Origin of the sequence: Pseudoalteromonas sp. CO348 (genome assembly GCF_004208845.1) — a bacterium.
GTDB lineage: Bacteria > Pseudomonadota > Gammaproteobacteria > Enterobacterales > Alteromonadaceae > Pseudoalteromonas > Pseudoalteromonas maricaloris.
The window spans coordinates 1-12,146 of sequence record NZ_SGPI01000040.1 but is presented as its reverse complement, the minus strand read 5'-3'; the positions used below and the strand labels follow the sequence as shown (position 1 = coordinate 12,146).

Annotated in this window: 8 protein-coding genes; 5 read left to right on the top strand and 3 right to left on the bottom strand. The window is 42.9% G+C overall.

Annotated features, from left to right (window positions below; translation table 11 throughout):
* Positions 1-597: 597 nt before the first annotated feature.
* Positions 598-2,328 (bottom strand): ABC transporter ATP-binding protein, encoded by a 1,731-nt coding sequence (locus EXT48_RS21065; protein ID WP_130127540.1) that lies wholly within the window; start codon positions 2,326-2,328, stop codon positions 598-600.
* A 125-nt stretch (positions 2,329-2,453) separates the two neighbouring features.
* Between EXT48_RS21065 and EXT48_RS21060 the strand changes: the two genes are divergently transcribed.
* Complete coding sequence (locus EXT48_RS21060) at positions 2,454-3,344, top strand: TetR/AcrR family transcriptional regulator (protein ID WP_069018700.1); 891 nt, start codon at positions 2,454-2,456, stop codon at positions 3,342-3,344.
* Positions 3,345-3,475: 131 nt separating this feature from the next.
* On the opposite strand, the gene EXT48_RS21055 is transcribed toward EXT48_RS21060, so the two are convergent.
* Positions 3,476-3,856: a nuclear transport factor 2 family protein gene (locus EXT48_RS21055; RefSeq protein ID WP_130165670.1), complete on the bottom strand. Its 381-nt coding sequence runs from the start codon at positions 3,854-3,856 to the stop codon at positions 3,476-3,478.
* Positions 3,857-4,184: 328 nt separating this feature from the next.
* Here EXT48_RS21055 and EXT48_RS21050 point away from each other — a divergent pair, with 328 nt between their 5' ends.
* Both EXT48_RS21050 and EXT48_RS21045 read left to right on the top strand, forming a co-directional pair.
* Positions 4,185-6,929, top strand: coding sequence for an ATP-binding protein (locus tag EXT48_RS21050; protein WP_130165669.1), 2,745 nt, complete (start codon positions 4,185-4,187; stop codon positions 6,927-6,929).
* Positions 6,926-7,282: an Hpt domain-containing protein gene (locus EXT48_RS21045; RefSeq protein WP_010603970.1), complete on the top strand. Its 357-nt coding sequence runs from the start codon at positions 6,926-6,928 to the stop codon at positions 7,280-7,282. The genes EXT48_RS21050 and EXT48_RS21045 overlap by 4 nt, the downstream gene beginning before the upstream one ends.
* On the opposite strand, the gene EXT48_RS21040 is transcribed toward EXT48_RS21045, so the two are convergent.
* Complete coding sequence (locus EXT48_RS21040; RefSeq protein WP_130165668.1) at positions 7,279-8,061, bottom strand: MBL fold metallo-hydrolase; 783 nt, start codon at positions 8,059-8,061, stop codon at positions 7,279-7,281. The genes EXT48_RS21045 and EXT48_RS21040 overlap by 4 nt on opposite strands.
* Positions 8,062-8,263: 202 nt before the next feature.
* Between EXT48_RS21040 and EXT48_RS21035 the strand changes: the two genes are divergently transcribed.
* A complete protein-coding gene (locus EXT48_RS21035; protein WP_239359803.1) occupies positions 8,264-9,262 on the top strand; it encodes a DUF4097 domain-containing protein in 999 nt (332 codons plus the stop codon).
* A gap of 1,306 nt (positions 9,263-10,568) precedes the next feature.
* On the top strand, positions 10,569-12,146 hold a 1,578-nt coding region (locus EXT48_RS21030), incomplete at its 3' end, for a contractile injection system protein, VgrG/Pvc8 family (RefSeq protein WP_276320169.1).

Here is a 12,146-nt window from a genome sequence, read left to right as displayed (position 1 = left end):
GTTAGAAATAATAAGCAAATTATAGAGGCAAGATGATAGGCTGAATGCCTACGGAAACTTTATGATGGTGTTAGTTCAATATAATAACTATCTGTTTTAAATAAATAAAAGTTAGTAAACCTGAACTGTTACAAAGTGTAAGGTGATGGTGTGAATTAGATACTTTTAGGTAAATACGAATTTTTCATTCTTATTCTGTCTGGCGGACTTCATGCTTTATCGCGCCGCTCTTATGTATTGCTACTTTGGTTTCTACCGACTGTTTGCTCTTACTTGGAAAGCTCAGTAAAGTCAGTAATAACAACACGCTTGTTAGCGCTACAATCAGCGGGATAGAGGTATGCGAACTTGTGTGTGATGCTCTATGGGGCATAAACAAACCTACGAAAATTAATTTGTCTTCCCTAAAAACCAATCCTTTTTAACCAATAACAAAAATAGCACTTAGTTAAATATGATTACTTTCTATCACATCTAAACTTTTAGTGCTATATAATTTTAAAAAAACACCAAAAAGTATCAATACAACCATTTACCAATGACATTACTGTTCATTCACTTTCCACCTATCCAACCGACGGACCCCAACCAAAGTTATTAGCTTGCAGCTTGAAGGCTAAACTGTTTGTTCACTAGGCTTTGGTAAAGTGAAGAATGTTGCATCAGATACTGATGGTTTCCCTGTGATTCAATCTCACCTTTGTTAATGACGATAATATTATCAGCATCCATAACCGTACTGAGCCGATGCGCAGCGATAATTGTAGTACGACCTTTTTTTGCATTTTTAAGGGCAATTTGAATAGCGGCTTCACTTTGTGAATCAAGGCTTGCCGTTGCTTCATCCAACAGCAGCAATGCAGGGTCTTTTAATAGTGCTCGCGCCAATGCAACTCGTTGCCTTTGTCCGCCAGATAGAGTAATGCCACGCTCACCAATTCGAGTATTCAACCCATCAGGTAGTGTCGCTATAAACTCTGCTAAATCGGCCGTGGCGATGGCATGCTGTAATTGTCCATCATCTATTGTTTCATCAGCACCGTAGACCAAGTTTTCGTATAAGGTGCCACACAGCAGCGGGCTCTCTTGCGCAACGTAACCGATTTGCGCTCTCAAATTGGCTCGGTCTAGCTCTTCAACATTAAGCCCTGCAATTTCAATGTAACCACGCCTCACTGGATAAAAGCCCTGCAACAAAGCAAAGAGTGTAGACTTACCAACTCCTGATGGCCCAACAATAGCGGTCGTTTTTCCACTTAAGAATTCACAGCTCAAGCTTTTAAATACTGGTTTATCATCAGTATAACTAAAAGATAAATTTCGAACATAAATTGACTTATCAGTCAGGTTAATCGTATGACCACTTTCATTTTCCGGTGCCGTTGCTAAGATCTCATTAATACGAACGGCCGCTCCTTTTGCTTTATTAAACGCAGCTACCACCATGCTTAACTGCCCCATCGGCAACACGATGTTCAGTAAAAACATAATAAACGCAACAAAAGCGCCCAGAGTCATTGCACTATTGGCAACCCTTGATGCGCCAAATCCTAGTACTAACACTATCGAAGCCATGATCACTAAATTCACCAATGCGCCCATGGTCGCTAAAAGCGTATGTTCTGACATTGCAGTTTTATAGAGTGACTTCAATTCATTGTTATTCTTTTTAGCTTCTATTTTTTCTGCACCTTGTGCTCTTAGTAAGCGGATATTAGCAAACAGCTCGGTTAACCTTCCTAGCATAGAGGCTTCAGTATCTTGTAATGACTTAGACAGATCCGTTAGCCTCACGGAAAACGGTAAGATAATCAGAAAACTAGCCGTCACTGCACCAAGCATTACAAGTGTCATTTGCCAGTCTAAAAACCATAGAATAATAAAAGAGCCAAATAATGAAACCACACCAGATATAAAAGACACAGACTGCTCGCTCACAAGGTTTTCAATAATTTCAGTGTCTTTTACGATACGATTCGCGGGCTCCCCAGCTCTAGTATTATCAAAGAAGGAAACAGGCAAACGAATGAGGTGCTGAAAAAGGTCTCCGCGTAATTTAAGCTTTTGCTCATTGCCAATTTTACCCATGATGTAAGTCATCAGCCCTGTTAGCACAGCGGAAAACACTAACACCATAATTAATATGACTACCTGTTCATTTGAAAAATGACCATTTTCTCCGAGTTCTTCCAGCAACTTTTTCGTTTGCAAAGGCACCAACAAACCTAAAGCACTAGAGATAAGCGTAAATAAAACCAGAGTGGATAGTAATAGGCGGCTTGGCCGCGTGCGCCTGACTAGCTGTATTAAAGATGATGTATTGTTCATAATTATGATGTTCCCGTTGAATAGACAACATAATAATTGACCACATTTTAAATTTAGTCAATTTAAAAATGACCTATTGGTCATTTTTAAATTGACTGTATACTGCAATGTGAACAGGAGGAGCTATGTCTGATAAGCGGAAATTAATACTGGCATGCGCGGAGCAGTTACTTTTAGCAGAGGGCGATAGTGCCTTTAGCATGCAAACCATCGCCAATAAAGTGGGCATTTCGAAAGGTGCTATCTACCTACACTTTAAGTCAAAAGACGAACTACTATTAGCCGTTTTTGAGCGTCAAACAGCGGATCTGCTAGATAAAATAAGAGCAATATTAGAAAGTGATAAATTGACACCAATTGCTAAGCTAAAACAACAAATCCGCTTCCAGCACGAAGATTTAAAGCAGTACCAAGCGATGTTTCAACTCTTATTACAGGAGGAGTCACTGAGCTTTTCAAATAACTTGATCATGTTCTATCAAGAGTTTCGCTTGACGTGGCTTACGCTACAAGAAGGCTTTTTACTTGAAAACTATGGCGAGCAAGTTCGTCCATGGAAAACCGATCTCGCGATGACGCTTGATGGTATTATTGCTAATTATCTTTCGCTGCCCGTGATCGAAGGTATTGATTTCGACACTGAAAAGCTGGTTAATTGGGTGGTGTCATGCATGGACTCAATTTGTACAGCGCTACCAAATCAAACACTGTTGCCGGTGTTAACCGAACAGGATTTTCCGTCCCAAAAAGAGATCGAAGCTAAAAAACGACAACTCCACGAACAAAAAGTCCAACAAGCTTTTTTACAGCTCCAAGAAAAATCCCAAAAGCTAAAGCTTGCACCACAAAAGCGTGAGATCGTAGACCATACAATCGCTCTGTTGGAGGCTCAACTACAAGGTGAAAACCCTGATACCGTATTAATCAGGGCGCTTCTCGCAGGACTTCGAGACTACAGAGGACTAAATACTGAGCGCCAGCTACTCGCGGAAAGACTCAATGTAGAGGCAGTGTAAACCACCGAGTATGTGGTACTCGTATGGTTAGAGGAAAGCAAAATATTGCTTTACACTGCTGACTATTTTTCTTTTAAGAATAAGACTCTCTTAATCAATACATCGACGACTTCATAGGTTGCGATGGCTTTCTACTTTAATTTATATTCCTCACCATCACGCATTAGACAAAACTCTATAACCTCAGTATCTACAACGAAGCGCCCTTGAATCTCTCTGTTACTTATTTTGGCGCTCAGGCAAGTGACCCTACTAAAAAGCTGTGTATAGGTTTTCTTCAGTTTTTCTTTCCCGGAATACGCTATTCCACCAGGAAAGTAGTGAATTTCTACATCATCGTGATACGTTGCGACGAATGCATCGATATCTCGCTTGTTATAGGCCGCTACCTGTTGCTCAACAATCGCGGTGATATTCTCCTCATTAGTCTGGTCTAGCTGTGCATAAGCTTGACCACTATACATAAGTGCGTTGAGTGAGCCTGCGATGACCACAGATAAATAACGTTTCAACTTGGATTCCTTTTATTATTTTTAGCCATACCACCCGTTTTGGGGTACAAAGACATATTACAGTTTATAGACTCGATATAGCAAATCGCTTAGTTTCAACGTGAAGTCGGTCATCGTTTATAGCCGATTATTTCTAGGCCATTCGCTCAGTTCATTATTACAGTGCGCATCGGTATGTCTGTGGGTCTCATGAATACAGTACTAAGACTCAAACTTCTACGATCTACAACCTTTACCCATCTTCCTAAACATCACTAGATTGACTATAAATCCAGCAAGTTAATCATGAACTGCTATATTGTTTTATGAGGATATTATGGGGGATACGATGCTAACTGCGCTTAAAGACAGTATGCCAATTTTGATTGTTACATCTGAATGGTATGTCAGTCATACAACCGCCGTTGCGGAAAAACTGTTCGCACCTGTCGATAACGTCATCAATAAGCATCTTGAAGACTTATTTATCTTTCCTTTATGCGTAGAAGAGCAGCAAAAGACGATTGCTGATGGTTCTTTGGTACAAGTGTCGTTGCGCACATCGCCAAATGTACAATTTTTACTGTCATTTTATGATGTTCGCAGCAACGAAATATTTGTACATATTGCCGAGCTCTCTACGTATTATTGTCAAAATCCTTTGGAAGACGAACAAACTCGAATTTTGCGCCACGCCGTCAACAGCGCAAACCTAGGAGTTTGGTGCTACGACCTCCTTAATAAAACAGCGTATTTCTCTCCTAAATTCAAATCACTGATAGGCCTCCCAGCCTCGGCAGAACTCGACTGGGACACCTTAAAAAGCATGATTTACCACGAAGATCAGCCACTATTTGCCGAGCTACTCGCTCACCATATTGAACAAGGTCTTATGCTGCATTTTGAGTTCCGGCTTGAGGTAAGGGGAACAATTCATTGGTTTGAGTTCAAGGGAGAACAAGTTAAGTATTGTATTCGCACACACAGTGTTTATGGGATTTTAGCTGACTGTACTCACGAAAAAGACATGCTAGTTGCATTACATGATGCAGAAGAAAGCAAAGAACTTGCCATGCAAGCGGGGAAAATAGGCACTTGGCGAGCAATACGAGTGGCGAATCAATGGATCTGGAATTGGGATCATCAAGCGAATGAAATTTTTAAGCTTTCGGAAGACGATATTGGCAATTTGCATCTTTGGGAAGCAAGCCTTCACCCCGACGATAAAGCACGTGTTACTCAAGCGCTAGAAGCGTCGCTAAACTCAGGTGAAACCTTTGAGCAGCGTTATCGCGGCTTGCTCAACGATAAAGACATTGTTGTAGTGTATGCCAAAGGTGTTGTGGGGCTTGATGAACAGGGTCAGCCAGCACGTATTGACGGTGTTGTTATCGATCAAACCGATGTATATATTGCCCAGAAAAAACTCCAGCACATCAATCAAGAATTAGAGCAACGCGTCGCAGAGCGCACCGCCGATCTTGAGGCTGCTATTATTAAAGCTGAGCAGGCCAATCGCACTAAATCAGACTTTTTGTCCATGATGAGCCATGAACTTAGAACCCCCATGAATGGCATTATCGGCTCCTTAGATCTCATGGCGCTATCAGAGCTTGATGAAGACAATCAAGAGCTTTTAGAAACCGCGTCTATTTCAGCCAATAATTTAGTCTCAATATTAAATGATATTTTAGACTTAGCCAAAGTTGAGCAAGGGAAAATGGAGCTTGAGAGCTATCCTTTCTCCCCTTCTAAAATGCTCAATAACATCATCAAAACCTTCGAAGCCCACGCGCGCGACAAATCAGTAAAATTAACGGTGCATGAGGACATAAAACTACCGCTAGAAGTGATTGGCGATGAAAATAGAGTACGGCAAATTATCTTTAACGTTGTCAGCAATGCCATCAAATTTAGCGTTGCAGATCGCGAAGGCGGCGCGAAAGTCACCATCAATGTGCACTGGGCATGTGAAGGCGTAGCCTTATCTCACTTGATATTTAAGATAGAAGACAATGGCATTGGCATTGCACCAGAAGTACAAAAGAAACTGTTTACCCCCTTTACACAAGCCGAACGCTCTATCACGAGAAAATACGGTGGTACGGGGTTAGGGCTTGCAATATGTGGCAAACTTATTGACTTAATGGGCGGCAAGGTCGTCTTAAAAAGCAAATCCGGTGAAGGCTCAACTTTTACCATTACCATTCCTATTTGGCGCCCAAGAACACAACAGCAACCCAATATTCTATTTAATACGCTCTATTGGTTAAGTGATATCCCTTGGCAAAGTTCGTTGGCGCTGACTCAGTTGTACAATGCCTGCACGCATTTTTGCAATGAGCTCAAAGTCATCGAGTCACCCAATGAAATCAAAGAGACAGACGATACCGCACTTATTCGTGTTGTCACAACGCAAGCCGGAGCCTCTGCAGAGCAAATACGATCACCTATTCCAGAGTTAGTATTTCTTGATGAAAAGGCATTTGCTAACTTGAACAGTACAGCGTTAACCACACAAAAACCAAAACCAATTGCACCGCAGACTCAATACGCCATCGGTCAATTACTGAGTAAACTTAAAGCAAGTCAGCAAAGTGACGAGACTGATTTAGGTGAATTAAACGATCTCAGTGAACTAGATGCGCTACTTTCACTAGACGATAAAGTATCTAGCCCTACCGATGATGAATCGGATACTAGTGGTAAGCAGCATATACTCCTTGCCGAGGATAACCCCTTTAACCAAAAACTCATCGTCAAACAGCTTTCTAGACTTGGCGTTTCCTGTGATATCGCCAATAACGGTAAAGAAGCCTTGGCGATGTATAAAAGCCAGCAATATCAGCTTTTGTTGACGGATTGCCATATGCCAGAGATAGATGGCTATGAATTAACTAAGTTAATTCGCGCATTTGAGTCCAGTGAAGAGCGCAGTGCGATTCCAATTGTTGCCGTCACAGGCGCCGCTATGAAAGGGGATAAAGAGCTTTGTTTAGATAGTGGCATGAATGACTATGTTAGCAAACCGGTGCGATTACAAGAGCTTAAAAACACCTTAGGTAAATGGTTAGATATGGACTTTACACAATGAGCAAAACCCTCAACCCTCAGGTGCTTATCGATTTAATCGGTGATGATTTTGCTACGGCGAAAAAGTTTTACACCGATTTTCTAGTGCAATCAAAATCTAGCTGCGCAAAAATTAAAACTGCATACCAAACTCGTGCTTTTCAAGCGTTAAAAGACGAAGCCCATTACCTCAAAACCTCCGCCAAAGCAGTGGGTGCAGAGGTACTAGCTGAACATCTACAGGCGTTAGAATATTCAGCACTTGATAACAACACCACTGAGTGCGCCGAAAAAATAAAAGCGATACACCATGAGATCGGCAGCGAGTTTGTTCGAGAATTAAAAGCCTATTTAACCTCTCAGTCGCAAAATTAAAGCGCAATCGGCTGCTCAGCAAGCACCGCTTTGAGTCCTGCGCGTTCGAACTTCACAACATCTTCTTGATGCTGGTAATGATAGACCCAAATATTTTTAATGATGTCTTCACGATAGCTCATCAACAACTCATTAAGGGAGCAGTGACTGGGATTGTTTGCAAGACCGCAATCATGAAAAATAACCTCGTTGTTACTGACGTGATGATGGAGCAGCTCAGGAATAGCTTTGGTATCACCACTGTAAAACAGGCTACCTGGGAGATGTAGCGAAAAAGCGCTATTGGGCTCATGATGACGAACGGCATAACTATGTATACGTTGCCCACGATGAAGAAAGCTCTCTGAGATTGGAAATAAACGAAAAACCTGCCATACGCCGCAAGTCCCTTCGCTCAGTCCGGTGTAAGCAAGCATATTACACAACCCAACGATTAGCTCTGCTGGAGCATATAACGTAATTTGGTGCTGACTCAATGCAGCCTGAAAGTAAAGCTGCTCCAATCCACTAACATGGTCATAATGAAGGTGGGTGATAAACACAGCATCGGGTAATGACGAAAAATGCTTTTTATAACGCGACACCGTATCAAAGCCACAATCTATCAATAACCAAGGTAGGCCTTTATGGGTCAATACACAGGCAGAGCACCCGAGAGTTGCAGCGCTGGCGGCACTTCCCACTCCCAAAAAAACAGCAGCGTCTGGTTTACAGTGACTGTCAACGAATGATTTCGGATTGACAGCGTGTAGTTCGGTTGTCTTGGTTATGTCTTTCATTGCACTGCCAGAAAAATCAACAAACAATAGCGCCAGACTACATTGTCGGATTTACAGCCATATGACAGTCATATCTGCAATCTTTTGGTTCAGCTCACTATTTGATTTCGCTATTTTGACCACCCTAAGGTTCGCTACCTGCTTAATCTATTGATTTTTTTATAACTTCATTCTGGTATAACTATTGCTGAATGATAACCTTATGTCATCACCACTATGGAAAATAACAACGATGAAAAAGCTCCTCACTAGTTTAGCTGCACTTAGCCTTTTATCTGGCTGTGTCGTACATATCTCTCCAAGCGCAGCCGCAACCAAAACACTCCATAAATCTTTGCAACTCAACGCTTCAGACATCAGCAAACTTGATGCAAATACCACCTCGGGTAATATCCAGATCATTGGATACGATAACCAACAAGAGATCCAAGTGGAAGCTTCAGTGTTAACCACAGAAGCAGAGAACTACCAACTTACACTGGAAAAATCCGGTGACACCGCCATGTTGGTGGCCGACTCAGATACAAGTTCTGGTGTACAATGGTATCGCAATAATAGCCCTAGAATTGACTTAACCATCACCATGCCAAGCCAACTTGCGCTAACACTTGATGACAGTTCGGGGGATATAGCCATCAAAAATATCAAAGGTTTTATCAAACTAGATGATGGCTCTGGCAATATCACCTTAGAAGATATTCAAGGTGCTGAAATTGATGACGGCAGTGGCAATATCCATATCACTAACGTCCAGCAACTTGTTATCGACGATGGTTCTGGCGACATAACTATAAAGGGATTAGTCGATACACTAGAGTTGGAGGATGGCTCGGGTAATATTGATGTGACTGGCGGCACGAATATCAAAATAGAAGATGAGTCTGGCGATCTAACCCTTCGCGGTTTTAGCGGCAACGCTGATATCATCGATGGCTCTGGCTCACTGATTGTTGAAGGCGGACGCAATATTAAAATCGATGATGAATCCGGTAATATTCGAGTTCGTCACGTCCAAGGCGATGTCATTATCGTTGATGGTTCGGGCAATACGGATATCGAAGCAGTTAAGGGCCACGTTCAAATAGAAGACGGTGCTGGAAATATTCGTGTGGTAAATGCCGGCTCTTTGACCATTACCGAATCAGGCTCAGGCTCGGTGAAAATAGATAGGATAGCAGGAACCGTAAAGCTAGATGACTAGGCCTGCTGAATGATTTTAGTGTGGAGCAATATACGATTGCTCCACTGTCGGTAAAGTTCAACATTAACTCGACACAGTGTAAAGTCAGCTCTTCTTCCTGACAGGAGGTGTCGACGCCCATCCATGGGCTACGACTACCTTTCTTTGATGCCCAAAGAATCGTTGCGCAAAAGAAAAGGCACTCCCAACATCACACTGACTCCTCAAGTAAATTGCCAATATGAACGTCACCGCGGTGTAAGGGCAACCCTTGGCCCTGTCACCGCTTTTCACGCATCCATGCGTTGAAATGACGCATTGGCAATTTATTTTCGGGTGTGATGAGGGAGACACAATGCGCTGATAGTTTTGTTTGGTGCTTGCAGGAAAATTAGCTGCTTTTGAGAGAAAAACTAGTGCACACGGCCAATACCACACCAGAAAATATAACTGTTCGGCGAGTGAATCACCTCCCACAAAACTATTTAGACTGTTAATTAGGAGTTCACACCGATCGTTTTTGTGGTGCTTGTAAGCTAATTAGCTACTTTACTGGATAAAACCAGAACTAACAGACAGCGCGATTCCCCCCTCCATCACACCCGAAAAACATAAGGCGATATGCAATGTGCCGACAGGATGTCGGCTAAGTCTTGTCTGGCACAGGGATGTGCCTTACAAGGCGGTTGCACTATATCGGCTTAGGGTTTGAGGATTGAGTGTGATGCTGGGGCGACGTTTTCTTGGTTCGTTCTTTTTCGTCGTTTAAAAAGAATGAACGAGGAGCGCATGGATGCGCTTTGATACGAGCCATGGAGGGTAAGGCTAATATGTCCTCCTGACAGGTGTCGACGCCCATCCATGGGCTACGACTATCTTTTCTTTGCTTGCCCAAAGAAAAGGTAGCAAAAGAAAAGGCACTCCCAACATCACACTGACTCCTCAAGTAAATTGCCAATATGAACGTCACCGCGGTGTAAGGGCCATCCTTGGCCCTGTCACCGCTTTTCACGCATCCATGCGTTGAAATGACGCATTGGCAATTTACTTTCGGGTGTGATGAGGGAGACACAATGCGCTGATAAGTTCTTTTGGTGCTTGTAAGCGACTTAGCTGCTTCAGGAGATAAAATCAGAATTAACAATCAGCGCTACTTTCCTCTCTCCAGCACACCCAATAAACATTCGAACACTGAATAAAAAAATGAGTTAAAAATGCTTGCCTTTTATGTAACAATAGCGCGCAAATAAAAACCAATCGCAGCACACTAGGAAGTCGTACTGTGTATTGGTGGAACGGCTTTAACCAACAACAGTGGACATAAAAAATGCAAACAAGGATTGTGGTGTATGGTACTAACCATCCTGTACATGTCGTCGATTTTGAACTCACGACCTGTATCAATAGCGGCTTTTTACTCAAAGCGAACCTAGAATCCCAATTTGACCTGGCTGATGAATTACTTGTCGGCAATATGCTCACGTTTGAAATTGAGTCACCAGATGCAATATCAACATATTTCACTGGGACTTTGTTTGATATCCAATCTGGTTTTGTGTCTGAGCACACCTGTGGTGCAGAGGTGATTTTAAAGCCTCGCCTTGAGTTACTTAAGCAAACAGAAAAAAGCCAAATCTTTGTACAAGCCAATGTCCAGTCTGTCCTCAATAAGTTGATACAAAAAGCCGGCTATTCACAAGACCGGATAAAATGGCGAGTCACTAAAGATTTACCCACGCTACCGCAGTGCGTACAAGCGCTAGAAAACGACTACACCTTTTTCACCCGACTCTTAGCAAAGTACGGCTTAATTTATTGGTTTGAATGCCATGATTTTATTGAATCGATAGTGATTGCCGAGGGGAATCTTGCAAGCCCCTATATTGAGCGAGGCTTGCTGTCGGTAACGGATAAAGATGGCCTAGTTCACGAACATGAAACCGGCTTTGTTGGGTTTACGCAGTGCCAAAGCCGCCATCGTTTTAGAATGGGTGGCTCACAAGTGCATGTGAATGCCCATCCACCAACCTCGGTCAGCTCGGCGCAGCGCAGCTATTTTGAGCCTGCTGCACACAATCCTGCTGAGCAATTTGAGCGCACCGGCAATCTCGAGCTTGCCTATCAACAAGGTAAAAATGAAGTCACGCTGGTAGGGAACGTAGCCGAAGCCAATGCCGGTTATTCGTTTTCGCTAAATGGTAAATTGGGCACAGCGAAAGGTGGCGATTATACCTGTATTCGCAGTAAACAGGTGTATAAGCAAGGCAGTGCCAATGACCCTAAGCAAGTTGCGTATCATAGCGAGTCGGTGTGTGTACCACGAGGTGAGCCAATACGTATCGCGCCCCCAGAGCATAGCCCAAAACCGATGGTGTTTACCGCCACGGTACGTTCGCTGTCGGGGTCAAAGACTAATCCTCATCTAGATACCCAAGGGCAATATGCCACGCAAGTACATTTTGATAGTCAGGTGACTGAATCAGTAAAGCGCCTCACACAATATGCCTGTCGCGGTCAAAAGCAGCCGACAGGGTTACACTTTCCACTGCTGCCAGACAGTAATGTGCTCATCGGTTGTATGAACAACGACCCAGACCAAAGTTACTTGTTAGGCTTTGCCCTTAATGACACCCAACCATCTGTTGTTACTAGCGCCAATAACGCCCAAAACGTGCTCTGCTCTCGCGGCCAAAACCTATTGATGTTTGATGACACCCCAAATACCCCGCATATTGTGTTGCAAACCCTAGCGGGCAACCAGCACTTGGTGTTACATGGGGATAAAAAGCAGCCTTATATTCACTGGCTTGCGCAACTAGGCGCAATGAATATTTTTGCAGCCAAAGACATACAACTTGGCAGTGTTAAAAGCGCAATTCGACTACTTACCAATAAAACCTTTATT

Bases quoted from the DNA above. Each gene is read 5' to 3' on its own strand.
- EXT48_RS21065 (WP_130127540.1), bottom strand. From the start codon at position 2,328: ATGAACAATACATCATCTTTAATACAGCTAGTCAGGCGCACGCGGCCA.
- EXT48_RS21060 (WP_069018700.1), top strand. From the start codon at position 2,454: ATGTCTGATAAGCGGAAATTAATACTGGCATGCGCGGAGCAGTTACTT.
- EXT48_RS21050 (WP_130165669.1), top strand. From the start codon at position 4,185: ATGCTAACTGCGCTTAAAGACAGTATGCCAATTTTGATTGTTACATCT.
- EXT48_RS21045 (WP_010603970.1), top strand. From the start codon at position 6,926: ATGAGCAAAACCCTCAACCCTCAGGTGCTTATCGATTTAATCGGTGAT.
- EXT48_RS21040 (WP_130165668.1), bottom strand. From the start codon at position 8,061: ATGAAAGACATAACCAAGACAACCGAACTACACGCTGTCAATCCGAAA.
- EXT48_RS21035 (WP_239359803.1), top strand. From the start codon at position 8,264: ATGTCATCACCACTATGGAAAATAACAACGATGAAAAAGCTCCTCACT.